This window comes from Clavibacter sp. VKM Ac-2873 (assembly GCF_015351075.1).
Taxonomy (GTDB): Bacteria; Actinomycetota; Actinomycetes; order Actinomycetales; family Microbacteriaceae; genus Clavibacter.
On sequence record NZ_JADKRS010000001.1, the window covers coordinates 937,720 to 958,824 of the forward strand.

Below are 21,105 nucleotides of genomic sequence, written 5' to 3' on the forward strand. Positions count from 1 at the left end.
CGCGGCCGATCCGCGTCGTGTGCCCGCGCCCCCGCGGGCTCCCGACGCCGCCCCGCACCCGCGCGCCGGAGCGCCGGTCAGCCCCGGAAGAAGGCCGCGGCCGCGCGGGCCCGGTACGCGGTCTCGTCGAGGTCGTCGCCCACCACCGTGACGTGCCCGACCTTGCGACCGGGTCGCGGGTCCTTGCCGTAGAAGTGGAAGCGCGCCTCCGGCTGGTCGGCGAGCGCCCGCGGGTAGCGGTCCGCGATGGTGCCGACCTCGGGCCCGCCGAGGACGTTGATCATGACCGACCACGGCGCGAGCGGCCGGGTGGATCCGAGCGGCAGGTCGAGCACCGCGCGCAGGTGCTGCTCGAACTGGCCGGTGACCGCGCCGTCCATCGACCAGTGGCCGGTGTTGTGCGGCCGCATGGCCAGCTCGTTGACGAGCAGGCGACCGTCGACCGTCTCGAACAGCTCGACCGCGAGGACGCCCGTGACGCCGAGCCCCTCGGCGATCCCGCGTGCCATCTCCTCCGCCGCCTCGCGGAGGCGGGCGCTCGCGCCGTGGGCGGGCGCGATGACCTCCGCGCACACGCCGTCGCGCTGGATCGACTCGACCACGGGCCAGGCCGCGATGTCTCCCGAGGGGCGGCGCGCGACCGACTGCGCGAGCTCGCGGGCGTAGTCGACGAGCTCCTCGGCGAGCAGCGCATCCCCCGCGCCGAGCGCGTCGAACCAGTCGTCGGCGTCCTCGGCGGAGCGGACCACCCGGACGCCCTTGCCGTCGTAGCCGCCGCGCGGCGTCTTCACCACCGCGACGCCGCCGTTGTCGGCGAGGAACGCGGCGAGCGCGGCGCGGTCGGGGACGCGCGCCCAGACGGGGACGGGGACGCCCAGCTGCTCGAGCCGCTCGCGCATGAGCAGCTTGTCCTGGGCGACGAGCAGCGCGTCCGGGCCAGGGTGCACCGCGACGCCCTCGGCGACGAGCGCGCGCAGGACGTGCTGGGGCACGTGCTCGTGGTCGAACGTGATCACGTCCACGTCGCGCGCGAAGGCGCGGACGGCGTCGAGGTCGCGGTAGTCGCCGACGGCCGTGGCGGCCAGTCCGGCGGACATGCCGTCGGCCTCGGCGAGGACGCGGATCCCGATGCCGAGCTCCACGGCGGGCGCGATCATCATCCGGGCGAGCTGGCCGCCTCCGACGACTCCGACGGTGGGCGTCATGGTGTCCTCCTTGTTCAGGTGGGTGGGCCCGGAGGCGCCTGCGGGCGGCCTCGGGAAGGTCGACGGGCGGGGCCGGCCGGTATCATCGTCCGTCACGCCACCCGCCATCCTCCCCCATCCAGGACGGACCCCGCCCATGTCCCCCCGTCGCCCCCTCGCGTCGCTCGGCGTCCAGCTCGCGCAGTTCGGCGTCGTCGGCGGCGCGGGCTTCGTGGTGGACCTCGCGGTCTTCAACCTGCTGCGCGCCACCGTGCTGCACCCCGACGCGGTCGAGGCCGGTCCGCTGCTCGCCAAGGTCGCCTCCACCGTGGTGGCCATCGCCGTCAACTGGGTGGGCAACCGCTACTGGACCTTCGGCACGCAGCGCACCACGCGCCGAGGCCGGGAGGCGCTCGAGTTCCTGGCGGTGAGCGTCGTCGGCATGGCCATCGGGCTCGCGTGCCTCTTCGTCTCCCACTACGTCCTGGGGCTCACGTCGCCGCTCGCGGACAACGTGTCCGCCAACGTCGTCGGCCTGGGGCTCGGATCCGCGGTGCGCTTCGTGCTCTACCGCCAGTGGGTCTACTCCCCCGCCCGTCGCCACGCGGCACCTCCCGCGTCGGCCCGCGCCGACGACGTCGACCGGGTCCCGGTGTCCTAGGGCTCCGACGACGCGGGGCCGCGCGACGACCGGGAGGCGCTCAGCCGCGCTGCCAGGGCTGGGTGTCGTCCGGCCACACGGAGCGGGGCTCGTCCTGCTGCCGCCAGGCCGGGTCGCCGGGCCGCCCGCGGCGCGACTCCTCCTGGCGGCGGCGCTCGGCCACCATGTTCGCGTTCTCCTCCATGAGGTCCTGCAGCGCCTGGACGACGAGCACCGCGGACGGCACGTCCCGGAGCACGACGGGCGACTCGAGGCCGGCGTTGATCGTGACGTGGCCGCTGCGGTGCAGATGCTGCAGGGGGCCGCGGCGGAGGGTCACGTCGTACCCGCGGGAGTGGAGCAGCTCCTGCCGGGTGCGCACGAAGAAGCCGTGCGAGACGATCAGGCGCCTGGTCGTGACCGTGTAGCGGCGGTTGAGCCATACGAGCACGGGCAGCAGGGTGACGAAGACCGCGACGCCGGCGAGCGACACCAGCAGCAGCGCGTTCTCCCACGGCTCCGGGAACCAGCCGCCCAAGTAGCCGCCCGTGAGGCAGATCACGAGCAGCAGCAGCACCGGGAGGGTCAGCGCGCGGCCGTGCGGGCGGAGGCGGACGAGCACGCGCTCGGGATCGGCGGCGACCATCTGCTGCGGCGGCGCGGCGGGCGGTGCCGCCGGGCGGCCGAGGCGCGGATCCACGTCGTGCGACGCGGTCAGGCGGCCGGCCTCGTCCTCGGCGACGCGACGGCGCTCCTCCTTCTCGGCCTTGCGGCGGGCTCGGCGTCCGCCGCGGACGGGGAGCGCCCGCCCACCCTCTCCGGGTGCGTACCGCTGCGTGTCACCCGTGTGCGCCATGCCTCATTGATACCGCAGATGCGTCACGTCCCCGGCGGCGACAGACGTCCCGGCCGGATCCCCGGCGGACTCCACGGTGAGCCGCCCGTCGTCGTCGACCCCGGTCGCGCGCCCGAGGAGCTCGCCGCCGCCCGGCAGCTCGACGCGCACGTCGCGGCCGATGGTGGCGCAGGTGCGGGCCAGCTCGTCGACGAGGCCCGCGGCGCGCGCGTCGCCGTCGGCGCCCACCCAGGCCAGGTAGCGGGCGCGGAAGGCGCCGAGGTAGGCGCCCAGGATCGCGTCCACGTCGGGGTCCGGCACGCCCGCGAGCCGCAGGGACGTGGAGGTGGGCGTCGGCAGCTCCCGCTCCTCGAGCGTGAGGTTGAGGCCCGTGCCCACCAGCATGCGGCCGGGCGCGATGAGCTCCCCGAGGATCCCGGAGACCTTCCGCCCGTCCACGTGCACGTCGTTCGGCCACTTGAGCGTCACCTCCCGGGGCGCGGGCACGACGTCGCGCAGGGTCGCCACGAGCGCGAGCCCGGCCACGAGCGGCAGCCACCCCGGGTCGAGGTCCGCGCGCCCGGGGAGGCAGAGGACGCTCACCGCGAGGGTCCGCCCGGGCGGCGCCACCCAGACGCGGCCGCGGCGGCCCCGTCCCGCCGTCTGGTCGAGGGTGAGCACCGCGGATCCGTCGGGCCACCCGGCCGGATCCGCGGATGCGCGTCGCGACAGCTCGTCGTTGGTGGATCCCGCCTGGTCGAGGGCGAGGAGGCGCGGGGCGGCGAGGCGGCTGAGCGGGAGGTCCATGACGTCACCGTACCGAGCGGATCAGGAGGTGATCGCACCCCGGACGCGCCGTCTTCTGTGCGTGGTCCACAAGAGCGGGGCACGTGCCCGCCGGTACAGTGAGGCGGGTGACTGCACACGAGCCAGACGAGGACGCCGGCGCCCCGGACATGTACACGACCGCAGGCAAGCTCGCCGACCTGAAGAGGCGCTACCACGAGGCCGTCACCGCGAGCGGCGAGGCCGCCATCGAGAAGCAGCACGCGCGCGGCAAGATGACCGCCCGCGAGCGCATCGACCAGCTGCTCGACCACGGGTCGTTCGTCGAGCTCGACGAGTTCGTCCGCCACCGCACGCACGCCTTCGGGATGGACGCGAAGCGGCCCTACGGCGACTCCGTCGTCACGGGCACGGGCACCATCGAGGGCCGCCAGGTCGCCGTCTACTCGCAGGACTTCACGATCTTCGGCGGATCGCTCGGCGAGGTCGCGGGCGAGAAGATCATCAAGGTCATGGAGCTCGCCATCAAGACGGGCGTCCCCATCATCGGCATCCTCGACTCGGGCGGCGCGCGCATCCAGGAGGGCGTGGTCGCGCTCGGCAAGTACGGCGAGATCTTCCGCCTGAACACGCGCGCGTCGGGCGTCATCCCGCAGATCTCGCTCATCATGGGCCCGGCCGCGGGCGGCGCCGTCTACTCCCCCGCGCTCACCGACTTCGTGATCATGGTCGACAAGACCAGCCACATGTTCGTCACCGGACCCGACGTCATCAAGACCGTCACGGGCGAGGAGGTCGGCTTCGAGGAGCTGGGCGGGGCCCTCACCCACAACAAGGTCTCCGGCGTCGCGCACTACCTCGCGAGCGACGAGGACGATGCGCTCGACTACGCGCGCACCCTCCTCGGGTTCCTGCCGGACAACAACCTGGCCGAGCTGCCGGAGTTCCCGCGCACGGCGGACCTCGAGATCACCGCGCAGGACCTCAAGCTCGACACGATCATCCCGGACAGCCCGAACCAGCCGTACGACATGAAGACGATCATCGAGCTCATCGTCGACGACGGCGAGTTCCTCGAGACGCAGCCGCTGTTCGCCCCGAACATCATCGTCGGGTTCGCGCGCGTCGAGGGCCGCTCCGTCGGCATCGTCGCCAACCAGCCGAACGCGATGGCCGGCACGCTCAACATCGAGGCGGGCGAGAAGGCCAGCCGCTTCGTGCGGTTCTGCGACGCCTTCTCCATCCCGATCCTCACGCTCGTCGACGTGCCCGGGTACCTGCCCGGCACCGAGCAGGAGTGGACGGGCGTCATCCGCCGCGGCGCGAAGCTCCTGTACGCGTACGCCGAGGCGACCGTGCCGCTCGTCACGGTCATCACGCGGAAGGCGTACGGCGGCGCGTACATCGTCATGGGGTCCAAGCAGCTGGGCGCCGACATCAACCTCGCCTGGCCGACGGCCGAGATCGCGGTGATGGGCGGGCAGGGTGCCGTGAACATCCTCTACCGCGGCGAGATCAAGGGCGCCGAGCAGGCCGGCGAGGACGTCGCAGCGGTCCGCACCCGGCTCGCGAACGAGTACACCTACAACGTCGCGAGCCCGTTCCTCGCGGCGGAGCGCGGGGAGCTCGACAACGTCATCCAGCCGGCGGCCACCCGCGCGTCGGTCGTCAAGGCCCTGCGGGCGCTGCGCACCAAGCGCGCGAGCCTGCCGCCGAAGAAGCACGGGAACATCCCGCTGTGAGCGACGAGCGCACGCCGGCCGAGGCCGCGATCGGCGGGTTCCGCGTCCTCGGCGGCGCGCCCACCGAGGAGGAGCTCGCCGCGGCCACGGCGGTCATCGCGGCGCTGGCGGCGCAGCCCTCCGCCGAGCACCCCGTGCGCCGCGCCCCGGACGCGTGGCAGCGCTCGCAGCGCAGCGTCCGCGGCACGCTGGTGCCGGGCCCGGGCCGCTGGCGCGGCTTCTCCGGCTGACTGGGCGGGCGACGACCCGCGGGGTGCGTCCGCCCGGGCCGTGTCCTCGCAAATGACGACTTGGCCGGTCCCTCCCGCTGCGTGAGACTCGTCGTGCTGGGGGGCCCGCATCGCGGGTCAGTCAACACGGCGTCGTCCAACTGTGGTGAGCAGACGACGCCGGGGGGCGGATCATCTCGATGCTCGGGTCATCGGGATGACCGGAGAGGCGCGAGGGCGGACGGTGCAGGCACCGGCCCTCGCGCCTCTCAGCATCTCCGGCCGGTCGCGCGGACCGTCGCAGCGCCTCAGCTGCTGCGCGGGCGCGGGATCTCCAGCCACAGGTCGACCTCGTCGTCCAGGTCGTCGCTGCCCAGGAGGCTCGCGCTGCCATCCCCGGCCACGCTGAGGCCCACGACGGTGATCGCCGTGTCGGATCCCTCGGGCACCGTGCGGGCGATGATCTTGTCCGCCCGCGTGTCCCGCACGGCCTCGGCCAGGCGGTCGAGCACGACGTCGCGCGTGGCGTCGTCGAGGTCGTCGATGCCGCCCTCGTCGAGGAGCGTGACGACCGTGCCGCGGCGCCGGGCGAGCATGACCTGCTCGCGGACGGCGTCGTTGAGGAGGGTGCGTCCGCGGATCTCGTCGCGGATCGCGCCCTCGAGGTAGAGGCACTCCTGCCGCTCCTCCGGGGAGAGGTCGCCTCCGGTCTCCACGATGCGGCGGAGCATGGGCACCGCCATGCGGCTCGTCTGGCGGAGCCGGAACTGCCGCTCGTAGAGGTGCGCCTCCTGCGCGGCCTGCCAGTCCGCCGCCTCGCGCTCGGCGCGGTGGAACTGCCGGGCGTCGCGGGCGGCCTTGGCGAGCGCGTGCGCGAGGACGTGCGAGACGGCGACCCACAGCGCGCTGCCCGTGACCCCGTAGTCGACGAGCCCGGCCGGCCCGCCCCAGAGCACGGTCTGGACCGCGAGGATCACGATGCCCGCCCACGCGAAGCCCTGCCGACGGCGGGCGGACGTGATGGTCATCAGCGTGCCGACCGCGGCGACGTGCCACGTGGTGAACGGCGCGAGGGGACCGGGCGTGAGCTGGCTGGTCACGAGGACCGGCACGACCGTCGCCACGGCCAGGTTGAACGAGGCGAGCCAGACGGGCATGACCGTGGGGCTCGTGGGCCACAGGCTCATGAGCGTCGCCACCAGGTAGAGCGCGACCGCGATGAGCGTGACGGCCGGATCCGCGGGGGTGCCGATCGCGACGAGGGCGAGCACCACGTGGTACGCGGAGAACAGGGCGGCGAGGCCGAGCACGATCGAACGCGGGACGACGATCACCGGTCGCCCCTCTCGCGATCCGGACGCCCGGGCGGCGGCGCGTCGAGGTCGTCGGGGAGGAAGGGGATCTCGGGCGCGGCGGCGCCGACCGGCGCGGGCCAGCGGATCCGCACGGCCGTGCCCTCCCCCGGCGCCGAGTCGATGGTGACGAGCCCGCCGGCCTGCGCCACGCGCTCCTTGATGGACACGCGTAGGCCGAGGCGCTCGGTGGGGATGCGCCGCTGGTCGAAGCCGGCGCCGTCGTCGACCACGTCGATCGCGACCCCCTCGTCGCCGTGGCCGGAGATGACGAGCGTCCGGGTGATGGTCTCGGCCGAGGTGCCGGCGTGCTGGAGGCTGTTCATCATCGCCTGCACCGCCGCGGAGTAGATGGCCTCGGCGGTGGACACCGGGACGGTGCGCGCGCCGAGGTCGCGCGTCTCGAGGACGAACGGCGCGGAGAGCGCGGAGGCGGCGTCGACGATGCGCTTCGCGACGGCGCGGAGCGGCACGGAGGCGTCGTCGTCCGTGCCCTGCTCCGCCGCCGCGAGGTGCCCCATCGCGTTGGCGGCCATGGTGGCGGCGAGCGTGCGGGCGGCCGGATCCGCGGTGCGGGCCGCCGAGAGCAGCGTGGTGAGGACGCTGTCGTGCACGATCGCGTCGACCTGCACGCGCTCCACCTCGGTGGCGTGCTGCCGCACCGCGTGCGAGTAGCGGGTGAGCGCCGTGCCCTGCGCCCAGTCGACGCCGAGGGCCGCCTGCCGGAGCACCGTGACGATCATGAGGACCGAGCCGCCGAGGATGATCGAGTAGAGGACCTGCAGGAACGAGTCGAGCGGGGTGATGACGCCGTGGCGGAGCGCCACCTCGAGGAAGCCCAGCCCGAGCGGCACCGCGACCGTGTAGATCACGGCGATCCAGAGGCGGAAGGCCATCGCCGCGCACGTCGTCGCGACCGTGAGCTCCTGGTAGAGGAACGGCTGCGGGACGGTCGTGAGGGTGTCGGGCTGGATCGCGAACGGCCAGGTCGCGAGCGCCAGGACGAAGACGAGGGCGACGGTCGCGTGCGCGGGCACCACCCCGCGTCGGATCACGCCGGCGACGCACGTCCAGACCAGGCTGCCGAAGAACACCACCAGGAAGGCGATGCTCCAGGCGGGGCGCATGGTGTCCAGCTGCCCGTTGATGACCTGCAGCGACTGCAGCGCGAACAGGAGGCCGAAGGCGCCGGCGCCGCGACCGAGGATCGTCTCGATGCGGGCGAGGCTGATGGGGTTGTCGGGGGTGCGCGGCGGGGCGCCGGCGAGGGCGCGCGTCGCGGGAGCCGCGGTGGGCGGCGCGCTGGCCGGAGGCCTAGCGGCCATCGCCGCCGTCCTGGTCCAGTCCCGGGAGGATGCCGTCCTCCACGGCCCGGCGGAGCAGGTCGACCTTGGTGGGAGCGGGGCGCCCGACCTCGACGTACTTCACGCGGATCCGGTCGAGGTACTCGCGCGCCGTGCTGTTCGCGATGCCGAGCTGCTGCGCGACGAGCTTGAGCGGCAGGCCGGAGGCGTACAGGTGCAGCACGTCCCGTTCACGTCGGCCGAGCTGGGCCTTCGCGAAGTCGCGGTCGGCGTCGATCGCGGTCGCCCACTCGAGGTTGTTGAGCACGTCGCCGCGCGCGACGGTGGCGACGGCCGCCATCACGGTCTGCGTGGCCGACGACTTCGGGATCACGCCCGCCGCGCCCGCGGCCAGCGCCTCGCGGACGCTCGCGACGCGGTCGGCGATGCTGTGGACGAGGACCGCGGCTCCCGTGCCCTGCGCGGCCTTGACGTTGTCGGTGACGGAGGAGCCGTCCCCCAGCGAGAGGTCGAGCACGACCACGTCGCACTCCCGGCCCACCAGGCCCTCGACGAGCTCGCGGGCGTTCGCGGCGGCGAGGATGAACTCGTACCCGGCGTCGAGGCACGCGGCCTTGAGGCCCAGCCGCACCGACTCGTGGTCGTCGACGACGGCGACGCGGACGGGCGGGCGGCTCGCGGCCGCGCGATCGGATCCCTGCGTTGTCTCGGTCATCCGGATCCCCCTCGTCGCGTGGCGCCGTCGAGCTCCGATGGCCGCCTCGCCCACTGTATCGCCCGGCCGCCGCGTCCCTCGGCGGCGGATGTCCCGGTCAGGAGGCGGCGGGCACCAGCACGGCCACGCTCTCGACGTGGTGGGTGTGCGGGAAGAGGTCGAACGACCGCACCGAGCGGAGCTCGTAGCCGTGCTCGGCGAAGAGCGCCACGTCGCGGGCGAGCGCGACGGGATCGCACGCCACGTAGACGACCTGCGCCGGGTGCAGCTCCGCGAGCGCGTCGACGACGGGCTTCTTCGCGCCCGCACGCGGCGGGTCGAGCACCACGGTCGCGCCCGCGAGGCGACGGCGCTCGGCGGGGCTCGCCTCCCGCGCCAGCTTCTGCAGGTAGCGGTCGACGCGCGACGTGAGCGACGCGGCGCCCACCCACTCCGCCAGGTTGTCGCCGGCGAACTCGGTGGCGACCTCGTCGCTCTCCACGCTCGTGATCCGCGTCGTGTCGCCGAAGCGGTCGCCCACGGCCGCGGCCAGGAGTCCGACCCCGCCGTAGAGGTCGAGGTTCGCGGCGCGCGGGTCGAAGAGGGCCTCGTCGATCGAGGACTGCACGGCGTCGTAGAGCGTCTCCGCCGCCCGGCGGTGGACCTGCCAGAAGCCGCCGGCCTCCAGCTTGAACTCGCGGTCGCGGACGCGCTCGGTGATGGTGTCCCGGCGCTGCGGCTTGCCGTCGATGAGCAGCATGCGCACGTGCCCGTCGGCGGGGGCGACGAGGTCGATCCCCTCGACGCCGGGGAAGCGCTGGCCGAAGGGCGCGGCGCCGTTGACGCCGGCCGTTGCCAGGGGCAGCGACGCGACGGGGATCACGCGGTGCGAGCGCGACGCGTACGGGCCGACCTCGCCGTCGTCGCCGACGTGCAGGCTCACGCGCGTGCGCCAGCCGAGCCCGTCGGACTCGTCGTCGCCGGGGAGCGCCTGCACCTCGACGTCGGTGTCGACGTGCGCCATGCGGGAGAGCGAGTCGACCACGACCTGCCGCTTGAGCTCGCGCTGATGGGCGAGGTGGATGTGGCCGAGCTCGGCGCCGCCGACGCGGTCCTCGGGGGCGCGGTCCACGGAGGCCTCGGCCCAGACGTGCGGACGGCGGTGCGGCGACGCGTCGAGCACCTCGACCGTGTCGGCCCGCCAGAAGGACTTCTTGGAGTCCTCGGTGATGCGCGCGCGCACCCGCTCGCCGGGGATCGCGTCCGAGACGAAGATCACCCGGCCGTCGTGCCGCGCCACGGAGACCCCTCCGTGCGCCATGTTGGTCACGTCCACCTCGACCTCGCGGCCCACCTGCTCACCCATGCGGCAACCCTGGCACACGCCGGGGGCACCCCGGGACGCGCGCACGTCGCCGGGAGGCGCGGACGCCCCGGGACGCGTGCCACCATGTCGGCGTGACCACGCGCCTCCACCTCGCCTCCACGTCCCCCGCCCGACTGGCCCTGCTGCGCTCCGCCGGCATCGAGCCCATCGTGCTGCCCTCCGACGTCGACGAACCCGCCGCGGTCGCGGCCGCCGAGGCGAGCCGGGGTCCGCTCGGCCCCGAGGACATGGTGCAGCTGCTCGCGCGCGCCAAGGCCGAGGCGGTCGTCGGGCAGCTCGTCGCCGGCGTCCCGCTCACGGGCCTCGTGCTCGGCGGGGACTCGGCCTTCGAGATCGACGGCGTCGTGCACGGCAAGCCGCACACCGTCGAGCGCGCCACGGAGCGCTGGCGGGCCCAGCGCGGCCGACAGGGGCGGCTGCACTCCGGGCACTGGCTGATCGAGGTCGAGGACGGCCGCATCGTGCGCGGGATCGGGCGCGCCGCCGTCGCGGACGTGCGCTTCCGGGCCGACATCACCGACGCCGAGATCGACGCCTACGTCGCGACGGGCGAGCCGCTCCTGGTCGCCGGGTCGTTCACCATCGACAGCCTGGGCGCGGCCTTCATCGAGCGGATCGAGGGCGACCCGAGCACCGTCGTCGGCCTGTCGCTCCCCACGCTCCGCTCGCTCGTCCGGGAGCTCGGCACCGGGTGGACGGACCTCTGGAACCGCCAGGGCGCCGTGGAGGCCCGGCTCGTCTGACGGCAGGCGCCGACGGGCCTCAGCCCATCCCGAGCACCTCGATGCGGTCCGCGAGGTAGGCCGCGAGCGGCCGGGTCTCGTGCGCGGCCGGCCCCCACTGCACGCGGAGCTCGCGGCCGCGCAGGGACAGCGGCCCGGATCCCGCGGCGAGCGAGGCCGCGTCGAGCGCGATCGGCTCCCAGTCGTAGTCGACCGCGTCGCCTTCCGCGAACGCGCGGACGGCCTGGCGCCTCGCCTCCTTGCGCGCCTCGACGCCGGAGTCGAGGCCCTGGGAGCGCGTGGGCTCCACGGCGCGCGTGATGCTGCCGGTGCGGCGGAGGGATCCGTCGGCCGAGAGGAGCAGCACGCCGAGTCGCCAGGCACGGCCGACCGGCACCATGGCGGGCTGCCGCCTGATGGGACCGAACGAGCGCTTGGCGCGCACCTCGGCGAGCGCCTCGTCGGGCGCGCGGCGGGCCCGCAGCTCGGCGACCGTGGCCGCCAGGAGCTCCCGGAGGTCGGCCGCCGCGGCGCGCGCGTCGTCGTCTCCGGTGCCGGGTGCCGTCATGCCTCGATCATGCCAGGGGCGTGCGGGGACGCGCCGGTTGTGGGCGCGCGTACCCGTGGGCCCCGCATGTTTGTGCGGACCCTCCGAAGCCGGGCGCAGCCCGCACCCTAGGCTGGGGTCTCATGACGCGTGTGAACAAGGTCCTCATCGCCAACCGGGGCGAGATCGCCGTCCGCATCATCCGTGCGGCGAGGGATGCGGGGATCGGGTCGGTCGCCGTCTACGCCGACCAGGACCGCGACGCCCTCCACGTCACGCTCGCCGACGAGGCGTACGCCCTCGATGGCCAGACGAGCGCGGACACCTACCTCGTCATCGCCAAGCTCCTCTCCATCGCCCGCCGCTCCGGCGCCGACGCCGTGCACCCGGGCTACGGGTTCCTCGCCGAGAACGCCGACTTCGCCCAGCAGGTCATCGACGCCGGGCTCGTCTGGATCGGCCCCTCCCCGAGCGCCATCCAGCAGCTCGGCGACAAGACCACGGCCCGCCACGTCGCCGAGCGCGTGGGCGCGCCGCTGGCCCCCGGCACGCTGAACCCGGTGTCCGGCGCCGACGAGGTGCTCGACTTCGTCGACGTGCACGGACTGCCCGTCGCCATCAAGGCCGCGTTCGGCGGCGGCGGCCGCGGCCTCAAGGTCGCCCGCACGCGCGAGGAGGTGCCGGAGCTCTTCGAGTCCGCCACGCGCGAGGCCGTCGCGGCGTTCGGCCGCGGCGAGTGCTTCGTCGAGAAGTACCTCGACCGCCCGCGCCACGTCGAGACCCAGTGCCTCGCCGACTCGGCCGGCACCGTGGTCGTGATCTCCACCCGCGACTGCTCGCTCCAGCGCCGGCACCAGAAGCTCGTGGAGGAGGCGCCCGCGCCGTTCCTCACCGACGAGCAGAACGCCCAGCTCTACTCCGCGTCGAAGGCGATCCTCCGCGAGGTCGGCTACGTCGGCGCCGGCACGTGCGAGTTCCTCGTCGCGCAGGACGGCACCATCTCCTTCCTCGAGGTCAACACGCGCCTCCAGGTCGAGCACCCGGTCTCCGAGGAGGTCACGGGCATCGACCTCGTGCGCGAGCAGTTCCGCATCGCCGCGGGCGGCCTCATCGACTACGACGACCCGGCGCCGCGCGGGCACTCGTTCGAGTTCCGCGTCAACGGCGAGGACCCGGGCCGCGGCTTCTTCCCCGCCCCCGGCCCCGTGCACGTGTTCCAGGCGCCCGGCGGCCCCGGCGTCCGCGTCGACTCCGGCGTCCGCGCGGGGGACGTGGTCTCCGGCGCGTTCGACTCGCTGCTCGCGAAGCTCATCGTCACCGGGTCCAGCCGCGAGGACGCCCTCGAGCGCTCGCGTCGCGCGCTCGATGAGTTCGAGGTGCATGGCCTGCCGACCGTGCTCCCCTTCCACCGCGCGATCGTGCGCGACGCGGCCTTCGCGCCGGCGGACGGCGCGCCCTTCTCCGTCTACACCCGCTGGATCGAGACCGAGTTCGACAACACCATCGAGCCGTGGTCGGGGGCGCTGGAGGACGCCGCAGAGGCTCCCGCCCGGCACACGGTCGTGGTCGAGGTCGGCGGCAAGCGCATCGAGGTGAGCCTCCCCGAGGACCTCGCGCCCGCCGCGGGCGCGTCCTCGTCGCGTCGCGCGGCCGCGGCTCCGGCCCGGCGCACGAAGTCCGGGTCCGTCGACACCTCGGGCGGCGGATCCGTCACCTCGCCCATGCAGGCCACCGTCGTCAAGCTCGCGGTCGAGGAGGGCCAGCAGGTCGTCAAGGGCGACCTGCTCATCGTGCTCGAGGCGATGAAGATGGAGCAGCCCCTCACGGCGCACACGTCGGGCACGGTCACCGGGATCTCCGCCGAGGTCGGTCAGACCGTCCCGTCCGGGCACCGCCTGCTCGACATCGTCTGATCCCGCGCAGCACGCGACGACGGCCGGTCCCCATGGGGGCCGGCCGTCGTCGCGTGCGGGCCAGTGCGGCCGGGGGTCAGAGGACGATGTGCATCGCGCGCGCCGCGTCGGAGATGCTGCCCGACAGCGACGGGTAGACCGTGAAGGCGCGGGCGACGTCGTCGACCGTGAGCCGGTGCTCGACCGCGAGCGCGAGCGGGAAGATCAGCTCGCTCGCCTTCGGGGCGACGATGACGCCGCCGATGACCGTGCCGGAGCCGGTGCGCGCGAACAGCTTCACGAAGCCGTCCTTCACGTTCTGCATCTTCGCGCGGGGGTTCGACGCGAGCGGCAGCTTGTAGATGTCGCCCTGCGCGAGCCCCTCCTCGATCTGCTTCTGGGACCAGCCGACCGTGGCGATCTCCGGCTGGGTGAAGATGTTCGAGGTCACGTTGCGGAGCTCGGTGGGGCTCACCGCATCGCCCATCGCGTGGTAGACCGCGGTCCGGCCCTGCATGGACGCGACCGAGGCGAGCGGGAGGAACGTGGTGCAGTCGCCTGCCGCGTACACGCTCGGCACCGACGTGCGGGCGACGCGGTTGACGCGGATGTGGCCACTGTCGCTCATCTGCACCCCCGCCTCCTCGAGGCCGATCCCCGCGGTGTTCGGCACGGATCCGACCGCCATGAGGCAGTGGCTGCCCTCGACGACGCGGCCGTCGCTGAGCGTCGCGACCACGCCGTCGCCCTTCCGGACGACCGACTCGGCGCGGGACTTCGAGAGCACCGTCATGCCGTTGCGGGTGAAGACGTCCTCGATGACGCGGGCGGCGTCGGCGTCCTCGCCCGGGAGCACCTGGTCGCGGGACGAGATGAGCGTGACCTTCGCGCCGAGCGCCGTGTAGGCGGAGGCGAACTCGGCGCCCGTGACGCCGGATCCCACCACGATGAGGTGCTCGGGCACCGAGTCCATCGTGTAGAGCTGCGTCCAGGTGAGGATCCGCTCGCCGTCGGGCCGGGCGGTGTCGAGGATGCGCGGGCTCGCACCCGTGGAGACGACCGTGGTGTCGGCGTCGATCTCGTCGAAGTCGGTGCCGCCGCCCCCGCGCCCGGTGGAGACGATGATGCGGTTCGGCCCGTCGAGCCGCCCCTCGCCCTGCACGATGCGGACGCCCGCGCGGATGAGGCTCGACTTCATGTCCTCGGACTGCTGGCGGGCGAGCCGCAGCAGGCGGTCGTTGACGGCCTGCAGGTTGACGGCGACCTCGGGGCGCACGGGCCGGCGGTTCTGCTCGCCGCGGGAGAAGAACTGCACGCCCAGGTCGGCGGCCTCGCCGAGCGCGTTCGTGGCCTCCGCGGTGGCGATGAGGGTCTTCGAGGGGACGACGTCGGTCATGACGGCCGAGCCGCCGACGCCCACGCGCTCCACCAGCGTCACCTCCGCGCCGAGCTGCGCTCCGGCGATGGCGGCCTCGTAGCCGCCGGGGCCCCCGCCGAGGATCGCGATCCGCTGGTTGGCCTCGAACTCGTATCCCATGCGCACATCATCCCGTAGGCCCGCGGCCCGCGCGAACCCGCCGGTCGTGGCGGCAGGGGCCGCCCGCGCCCGCGCATTTAGGATCGGGGGATGACCTACAGCAACCCCCTCGAGTCGCCCGACGCGGACCCCCAGGAGATCGCGCGGCAGGCGGCCCGGCAGATCGCCGAGGCCACGGGCGTCGAGCGCCACGACATCGCCCTCACGCTCGGCAGCGGATGGGGACGCGCGGCGGACCTCATCGGCGAGACCACCGCGACCATCCCGGCCACCGAGGTCGTCGGCTTCTCGAAGCCCGCGCTCGAGGGGCACGTCGGCTCGCTCCGGAGCGTGCTGCTGCCGTCCGGCCGCCGCGCCCTCGTCATCGGCGCCCGCACCCACTACTACGAGGGGCACGGCGTCCGCCGGGTCGTGCACAGCGTGCGCACCGCCGCCGCGACCGGCGCCACCACGATGATCCTCACCAACGGCGCCGGCGGCATCAAGGAGCACTGGACGCCGGGCACGCCCGTCCTCATCAGCGACCACATCAACCTCACCGCCGACTCGCCGCTCGAGGGCGCGACGTTCATCGACCTCACGGACCTCTACTCGGCCCGTCTCCGGGCGATCGCGCACGAGGTCGAGCCCGACCTCGACGAGGGCGTCTACTGCCAGTTCCGCGGACCGCACTACGAGACGCCCGCCGAGGTGCAGATGGCCAAGGCGATCGGCGGCCACATCGTCGGCATGTCCACCGCGCTCGAGGCCATCGCGGCGCGCGAGGCCGGCATGGAGGTGCTCGGCATGTCGCTCATCACGAACCTCGCCGCCGGGATCCAGAAGACCCCGCTCAGCCACGAGGAGGTCATCGAGGCCGGCCGCGCCGCCGAGGGCCGCATCGGCGGCATGCTCGCGCGCATCGTGGGCGCCCTGTGAGCCGGGAGGAGACCGCGGCGCTCGCGGCGGCCGCCCGCGCCTGGCAGGCGCAGGACCCGGATCCGATCACGCGCGCCGAGGTCGACGAGCTGCTCGCCCTCGTCGACGGCACCGCCCCGGGCGCCTCGGCGGCCGACCGGGAGCAGGCGGCCTCCGGGATCCGCGACCGCTTCCAGACGCGCCTCCAGTTCGGCACCGCCGGGCTCCGCGGGGAGCTGGGCGCGGGCCCCAACCGGATGAACCGCGTGCTCGTCGCGCAGGCCGCCGCCGGCTTCGCCGACTACCTGCGCAGCCGCAGCCCCCGCCCGAGCATCGTCATCGGGTACGACGGGCGCCACAACTCGAAGGTCTTCGCGGAGGACACCGCGCGCATCATGGCGGGCGCCGGCGTCCGCACCGTGCTGCTGCCCCGGGCTCTGCCCACCCCCGTGCTCGCGTACGCGGTCAAGCACCTCGCCGTGAGCGCGGGCGTCATGGTCACGGCGTCGCACAACCCGGCGCGCGACAACGGCTACAAGGTCTACCTCGGCGACGAGGACCACGGCGCGCAGATCGTCAGCCCGGCCGACCGCGACATCGCGGCCTTCATCCACAAGGCGGCGGGCGACCGCACCGTGCAGCAGCTGCCGACGGCGGACGACTACGCGATCGCGCCCGAGACGCTGATCGACTCCTACGTGAGGGAGACGGCCGACCTGTTCGCGGCCCCGCTCGCGCCCCTGACCTGGGTCTACACGCCGCTGCACGGCGTCGGGTGGGAGACCGCGGCGCGCGTCTTCGAGGCGGTGGGCGTCGACGCGCCCGTCGTCGTCGCCGCGCAGGCGGATCCCGACCCCGACTTCCCCACGGTCGACTTCCCGAACCCCGAGGAGCCGGGCGCGCTCGACCTCGCGTTCGAGGCGGCCGTGCGGGCCGACGCGGAGCTCATCATCGCCAACGACCCGGACGCCGACCGCCTCGCGGTCGCCATCGCGGACGAGCACGGCGCGTGGCGGCGTCTGTCGGGCAACGAGGTCGGCATGCTGCTCGGCCTCGGGATCGCCGAGCGCTACGCCGCCGACGGCAACACGGGCACGTTCGCCTCGTCCCTCGTCTCCTCCCCCGCGCTCGAGGTCGTCGCGCGGGAGCTGGGCTTCGGCTACCGCGAGACGCTCACGGGCTTCAAGTGGATCAGCCGGGTCCCCGACCTGATCTACGGCTACGAGGAGGCGCTCGGCTACCTGGTCGCGCCCTGGATCACGAGCGACAAGGACGGCATCTCGGCCGCCGTCGCCGTGCTCCACGGCGTGATGCTGCTGAAGTCGCGCGGGCAGACCATCGACGACTACGACCGCGAGTTCGCCGAGCGCTTCGGCTCCTTCGCGAGCGACCAGATCTCGGTGCGCGTCACCGACCTCGCGGTCATCCCGCGCATCATGGCGAAGCTCCGGCAGTCGCCGCCGGCCTCGATCGGCTCCCGGCGGGTCGAGCGCATGGACGACCTCGCCGAGGGGACGGCCGACCTCCCGCCGAGCGATGTGCTCCGGTTCCACCTGGGCGACGGCGCCCGGCTCATCGTGCGGCCGAGCGGCACGGAGCCGAAGATCAAGGTCTACCTCGACGCGCAGAGCACGGAGGGCACGGTGGCCGAGCGACGCGACGCCGCGCGCGCCATCGTCGCCGACCTCGCGCAGGCCGTGCCGCTGCTGCTCGAGGTCTAGCCGGCGCGATCCGCGGGCCCGCATCGGGGCCGCGTCCGTCACCGGACGTTCACTGGTAGTTGCGCTATCAGTGCGCTAGCCTCGCGTCATGCGCATCACCGAGCTGGCCGCGGCCACGGGCGTGGCTCCCGCCACCGTGAAGTACTACGTGCGCGAGGGCCTCCTCCCCTCGGGCACCCGCGTGAGCGACAACCGCACCGACTACGACGAGGAGCACGCGCGCCGCGTCCGGCTGATCCGCGCCCTCATCGACGTCGGCCAGCTCCCCGTCGCGCGTGCCCGCGAGGTCCTCGCGGTGCTCGACGACGACGTCGAGGCCAGGCAGGTGCGACGCGTCTTCGCCGTGGCGCAGCGCGCGCTGACCCCGGGGGCGCCGAACGCGGATCCGCCGCCCGCCGACGCGCTCGCCCGCGTCGACGCGGCATCGACGGACGCCGGCTGGTGCGTGCTCGAGGGGCACAGCGGGCGCGCGCAGGCGGCGCGCGCCGTCGACGCGTTCGCGCGCTCGGGCCACCCCGTGGGCGACGACTACCTCGCGCGCTACGCGGAGGCCGCGGCGATCCAGGCCGCCGCCGACCTCGCCGCCGTGCAGGGCCGCCCGGACCGCACGACGAAGGCGGAGCTGATGGTGGTCGGCACGGTGCTGGGCGACCAGCTCGCGGCCGGCCTCCGCCGCGTCGCGCAGGCGACGGCCTCCATGCCCGCAGCGGCGACGACGGGCGGCGCGTCGTGATCCGCCGCGCGTTCGCCTGGCACCGCCCGCTCATGACCGTGGCCGCGCTCATGGCCGTGGTCGCCGCGGCCTGCCTCGTCGGCGGGCTGGTCGACCACCGCATCGTGACGGGCGCGCCCGTCTGGGACAAGCCCGCCAAGTTCTCGCTGTCGATCCTCGTGTACGCCGTCTCCTGGGCCTGGCTCATCGCGCACCTCCCCCGCTTCCGGCGCGCCGCGCACCTGCTCGGCACGGTCGTGGCCGTCGCGCTCGTCGTCGAGCAGGCCGTGATCGTGGGCGCCGCGGCGGCGGGCACCACCAGCCACTTCAACGTCGCCACGCCGCTGGCGACGACGCTGTGGGCCGTCATGGCGGCATCGGTCAGCGTGCTCTACCTCTGCGCGTTCGGCACCAGCCTCGCCGTCCTGCGGCTGCGGCTGCCCGACCCGGCGCTCACGCTCGGGATCCGCGCGGGGGCCCTCATCGCGCTCGTCGGCATCGGGCTCGCCTACCTCATGACGTCGCCGACCGCCGCCCAGCTCGCCGACTTCCACGGCATCGCGGGCGCGCACACGGTCGGCGGGGCCGACGGCGGCCCCGGGCTGCCCGTCCTCGGCTGGAGCACGACGGCGGGCGACCTGCGGATCCCGCACTTCGTCGGCATGCACGCGCTGCAGCTGCTGCCGATCGTCGCCCTCCTCCTGGGCGCGGCCGCGCGGCGGATCCCCGCGCTCGCGCCCGACCGGGTGCGCGTGCGCCTGACGGCGATCGCGGCGACGGCCTACCTGTGCGTCATCGCGATCGTCACGGTGCAGGCACTGGGCGGGGAGCCGATCACCGCGCCCTCCCCCGCGATCGCGACGGCGACGGTCGCGGTGGCCATCGCGGCCCTCGTCGGGGCCGTCGCGGTGGTGCTGCGCGGCGGGCCGCGCCCCGCGGTCGGCCGTGCGGACGCGGATCACCCCGACGGGGCCGCGGCACGCGGAGGGGACGCGCGGGAGGGTCAGCCCAGCGCGGCGTCGAGCTTGGCCGAGATCTCCTCGAGGTCGAAGTAGTTCTCGATCACGACGACGTCGGCGTACGTGGGCCCGATGCGGTCGACGAGCTCGGGCGACGTGAGGATCACCTGCGCGTCCGCGCCGAGCGAGGCGACGCTCGCGAGGTCGGCCGCCGTGACGTCCGCCTCGATGCCGAGGCGCGCGAGCGCCCGCTCGGCGTTGACCTTGAGGATGCCGGACGTGCCGATCCCCACGCCGCAGATCGCGACGACCTTCATGCGCTCTCCTCGCCGGCCATGATGCGCCGGACCTCGTCGACGGTGGTGGCGGCGCGCAGCCGCGGGATGGCGGTGGCGTCGTTGAAGATGTTGGCCATGTCGGCGACCGAGGAGACGTGCCGGTCCACCGTCGTGACCGCGAGGCCGACGATGACGTCCACGGGGTCGTTGTGCGCGTGCCCGAACGCGACCGGCTCCGTCAGCGTGACGACGGCGAGGCCGTCCGCGAGCGTCTCCGGGCCCGGCCGCGCGTGCGCGAGCGCGAGCCCCGGGGCGATGACGACGTAGGCGCCGAACTCCTCGACCACGCGGATCATGGCGTCCCCGTACTCCGGCGTGGCCGCGCCCGAGCGGACGAGCGCGTCGCCCGCGAGGCGCACGGCGGCGCGCCAGTCGGCGGCCTCGGCGCCGAGGGTGACGGCGTCGTCCGGGAGCGGTGGGAGCACGGGGTGCGGCCTCTCTGTCGGGGCGGGCTGGCGGGTCGAGCGGGAGGGGAGGCCGTGCGGCCCCGCGCTAGAGGCGGGCGAACCCGTCGGAGATCATGTCGGCGAGCGCCTCGCGCTCCTCGAGCGGCAGGAACGCCGCGGCGGCCGCGTTCAGCTGGAAGGCCTCGTGGTCGTCGAGGTCGTAGGCGAACGCATCAGTGAGGAGCGCGAGCTCCCGGCTGATGCTGGTGCCGCTCATCAGGCGGTTGTCGGTGTTGACCGTGACGGCGAAGCCGAGCTGGTAGAGCAGGTCGAAGGGGTGGTCGACCATCGCGTCGCCCCACGCCTCGATGGCGCCGGTCTGCAGGTTCGACGAGGGGCTGAGCTCGAGCGGGATCCCGCGGTCCTTGATCCACTGCGCGAGCGTGCCGAGGGTGACGAAGACGTCCTCGCCCTCCTCGCTGTCGATCTCGATGTCCTCGGCGATGCGCACGCCGTGGCCGAGCCGGAGGGCGCGGCCGTCGAGGAGCGCGCCGCGGATCGAGTCGAGGCCGTCGGCCTCGCCCGCGTGCACGGTGCGGGGCATCCACTCGCGCGCGAGCAGGTCGAACGCGCCCTGCATCCGGGACGGCGGGAAGCCGGCCTCGGGCCCGGCGATGTCGAAGCCCACGACGCCGCGGTCGCGGTGGCGGATGGCGAGCTCCGCGATCTCGGTGCCCCGGTCGAGGTGGCGCATGGCGCTGACGAGCTGGCCGACGCGGATGGATCCGCCCGCCTCCTCGACGCCGCGCACGGCCTCCTCGATGCCGGACTGCACGGCCTCGACGGCCGCGTCGAGCGACAGCCCGCGCGTGAGGTGCTGCTCGGGCGCCCAGCGGACCTCGCCGTAGACGACGCCGTCCTCGGCGAGGTCCTCGACGAACTCGCGGGCGACCCGGGCGAGGTGCTCCTCGGTCTGCATGACGGCGATGGTGACGTCGAACGTCTTCAGGTACTCGACGAGCGAGCCCGAGTCGGCACTGGTGCGGAACCACTCGCCGAGCGCCTCCGCGCCCTGGGCGGGGAGCTCGAGGCCGATCTCGTCGGCGATCTCGACGATCGTCCCGGGACGGAGGCCGCCATCGAGGTGGTCGTGCAGGGAGACCTTGGGGAGGTCGCGGAACGACCCTCCGCCGGGCAGCGTGGAGTCCTCGGGAGCGATCGTCATGGGACGAATCTACTAGCCTCGACGCGGCCCACGCCG

Annotated in this window: 21 protein-coding genes; 9 read left to right on the top strand and 12 right to left on the bottom strand. The window is 74.2% G+C overall.

Annotation, left to right across the window (positions count from 1 at the left end; genetic code table 11):
* Positions 1-77: 77 nt before the first annotated feature.
* Positions 78-1,223, bottom strand: coding sequence for a 5-(carboxyamino)imidazole ribonucleotide synthase (locus tag ITJ44_RS04350; RefSeq protein ID WP_228494709.1), 1,146 nt, complete (start codon positions 1,221-1,223; stop codon positions 78-80).
* 118 nt (positions 1,224-1,341) lie between these two features.
* Between ITJ44_RS04350 and ITJ44_RS04355 the strand changes: the two genes are divergently transcribed.
* Positions 1,342-1,845 (top strand): GtrA family protein, encoded by a 504-nt coding sequence (locus ITJ44_RS04355; protein ID WP_194633510.1) that lies wholly within the window; start codon positions 1,342-1,344, stop codon positions 1,843-1,845.
* Between the two features lie 40 nt (positions 1,846-1,885).
* Here ITJ44_RS04355 and ITJ44_RS04360 read toward each other — a convergent pair whose 3' ends face one another.
* On the bottom strand, positions 1,886-2,680 hold the full coding sequence (locus tag ITJ44_RS04360) for a PH domain-containing protein (RefSeq protein ID WP_194633511.1): 795 nt from the start codon (positions 2,678-2,680) through the stop codon (positions 1,886-1,888).
* 3 nt (positions 2,681-2,683) lie between these two features.
* Positions 2,684-3,466: a biotin--[acetyl-CoA-carboxylase] ligase gene (locus ITJ44_RS04365; protein ID WP_194633512.1), complete on the bottom strand. Its 783-nt coding sequence runs from the start codon at positions 3,464-3,466 to the stop codon at positions 2,684-2,686.
* 149 nt (positions 3,467-3,615) lie between these two features.
* Here ITJ44_RS04365 and ITJ44_RS04370 point away from each other — a divergent pair, with 149 nt between their 5' ends.
* Positions 3,616-5,187 (top strand): acyl-CoA carboxylase subunit beta, encoded by a 1,572-nt coding sequence (locus tag ITJ44_RS04370; protein ID WP_194634052.1) that lies wholly within the window; start codon positions 3,616-3,618, stop codon positions 5,185-5,187.
* The gene (locus ITJ44_RS04375; protein WP_194633513.1) at positions 5,184-5,417 is read left to right on the top strand and encodes an acyl-CoA carboxylase subunit epsilon; all 234 of its coding nucleotides are present in this window, start codon (positions 5,184-5,186) and stop codon (positions 5,415-5,417) included. Before ITJ44_RS04370 ends, ITJ44_RS04375 begins: the two co-directional genes overlap by 4 nt.
* Before the next feature lie 287 nt (positions 5,418-5,704).
* On the opposite strand, the gene ITJ44_RS04380 is transcribed toward ITJ44_RS04375, so the two are convergent.
* From ITJ44_RS04380 to ITJ44_RS04395, 4 genes are all read right to left on the bottom strand, one after another.
* Complete coding sequence (locus tag ITJ44_RS04380) at positions 5,705-6,730, bottom strand: hypothetical protein (RefSeq protein ID WP_194633514.1); 1,026 nt, start codon at positions 6,728-6,730, stop codon at positions 5,705-5,707.
* Complete coding sequence (locus tag ITJ44_RS04385) at positions 6,727-8,073, bottom strand: sensor histidine kinase (protein ID WP_194633515.1); 1,347 nt, start codon at positions 8,071-8,073, stop codon at positions 6,727-6,729. The genes ITJ44_RS04380 and ITJ44_RS04385 overlap by 4 nt, the downstream gene beginning before the upstream one ends.
* Positions 8,063-8,767: a response regulator transcription factor gene (locus ITJ44_RS04390; RefSeq protein ID WP_194633516.1), complete on the bottom strand. Its 705-nt coding sequence runs from the start codon at positions 8,765-8,767 to the stop codon at positions 8,063-8,065. Before ITJ44_RS04390 ends, ITJ44_RS04385 begins: the two co-directional genes overlap by 11 nt.
* A gap of 97 nt (positions 8,768-8,864) precedes the next feature.
* A complete protein-coding gene (locus tag ITJ44_RS04395) occupies positions 8,865-10,112 on the bottom strand; it encodes a class I SAM-dependent RNA methyltransferase (RefSeq protein WP_194633517.1) in 1,248 nt (415 codons plus the stop codon).
* Between the two features lie 92 nt (positions 10,113-10,204).
* Between ITJ44_RS04395 and ITJ44_RS04400 the strand changes: the two genes are divergently transcribed.
* Positions 10,205-10,876, top strand: a complete 672-nt coding sequence (locus ITJ44_RS04400) for a Maf family protein (RefSeq protein ID WP_194633518.1) — start codon at positions 10,205-10,207, stop codon at positions 10,874-10,876.
* Between the two features lie 19 nt (positions 10,877-10,895).
* Here the strand turns inward: ITJ44_RS04400 and ITJ44_RS04405 are convergent, their stop codons facing one another.
* Entirely contained in the window at positions 10,896-11,423 is a 528-nt protein-coding gene (locus ITJ44_RS04405; RefSeq protein WP_194633519.1) for a hypothetical protein, read from the bottom strand.
* A gap of 122 nt (positions 11,424-11,545) precedes the next feature.
* Here ITJ44_RS04405 and ITJ44_RS04410 point away from each other — a divergent pair, with 122 nt between their 5' ends.
* Positions 11,546-13,315 carry a biotin carboxylase N-terminal domain-containing protein gene (locus ITJ44_RS04410; protein ID WP_194633520.1) on the top strand — a complete coding sequence of 590 codons (1,770 nt, stop codon included), beginning with the start codon at positions 11,546-11,548 and terminating at the stop codon, positions 13,313-13,315.
* A gap of 76 nt (positions 13,316-13,391) precedes the next feature.
* On the opposite strand, the gene ITJ44_RS04415 is transcribed toward ITJ44_RS04410, so the two are convergent.
* Positions 13,392-14,831, bottom strand: a complete 1,440-nt coding sequence (locus ITJ44_RS04415) for an NAD(P)H-quinone dehydrogenase (RefSeq protein ID WP_194633521.1) — start codon at positions 14,829-14,831, stop codon at positions 13,392-13,394.
* Positions 14,832-14,921: 90 nt separating this feature from the next.
* Here ITJ44_RS04415 and ITJ44_RS04420 point away from each other — a divergent pair, with 90 nt between their 5' ends.
* The 4 genes from ITJ44_RS04420 (at position 14,922) to ITJ44_RS04435 (ending at position 19,216) form a co-directional block, all read left to right on the top strand.
* A complete protein-coding gene (locus ITJ44_RS04420; protein ID WP_194633522.1) occupies positions 14,922-15,749 on the top strand; it encodes a purine-nucleoside phosphorylase in 828 nt (275 codons plus the stop codon).
* Complete coding sequence (locus ITJ44_RS04425) at positions 15,746-17,449, top strand: phospho-sugar mutase (protein ID WP_194633523.1); 1,704 nt, start codon at positions 15,746-15,748, stop codon at positions 17,447-17,449. The genes ITJ44_RS04420 and ITJ44_RS04425 overlap by 4 nt, the downstream gene beginning before the upstream one ends.
* Before the next feature lie 88 nt (positions 17,450-17,537).
* Positions 17,538-18,182 carry a MerR family transcriptional regulator gene (locus ITJ44_RS04430; protein ID WP_194633524.1) on the top strand — a complete coding sequence of 215 codons (645 nt, stop codon included), beginning with the start codon at positions 17,538-17,540 and terminating at the stop codon, positions 18,180-18,182.
* Positions 18,179-19,216: a hypothetical protein gene (locus tag ITJ44_RS04435; protein ID WP_194633525.1), complete on the top strand. Its 1,038-nt coding sequence runs from the start codon at positions 18,179-18,181 to the stop codon at positions 19,214-19,216. The genes ITJ44_RS04430 and ITJ44_RS04435 overlap by 4 nt, the downstream gene beginning before the upstream one ends.
* On the opposite strand, the gene ITJ44_RS04440 is transcribed toward ITJ44_RS04435, so the two are convergent.
* From ITJ44_RS04440 to ITJ44_RS04450, 3 genes are all read right to left on the bottom strand, one after another.
* The gene (locus tag ITJ44_RS04440) at positions 19,165-19,437 is read right to left on the bottom strand and encodes a PTS sugar transporter subunit IIB (RefSeq protein ID WP_194633526.1); all 273 of its coding nucleotides are present in this window, start codon (positions 19,435-19,437) and stop codon (positions 19,165-19,167) included. The genes ITJ44_RS04435 and ITJ44_RS04440 overlap by 52 nt on opposite strands.
* Positions 19,434-19,883 (bottom strand): PTS sugar transporter subunit IIA, encoded by a 450-nt coding sequence (locus ITJ44_RS04445; protein ID WP_194633527.1) that lies wholly within the window; start codon positions 19,881-19,883, stop codon positions 19,434-19,436. The genes ITJ44_RS04440 and ITJ44_RS04445 overlap by 4 nt, the downstream gene beginning before the upstream one ends.
* A gap of 67 nt (positions 19,884-19,950) precedes the next feature.
* On the bottom strand, positions 19,951-21,069 hold the full coding sequence (locus ITJ44_RS04450) for an adenosine deaminase (RefSeq protein WP_194633528.1): 1,119 nt from the start codon (positions 21,067-21,069) through the stop codon (positions 19,951-19,953).
* Between the last annotated feature and the right edge of the window lie 36 nt (positions 21,070-21,105).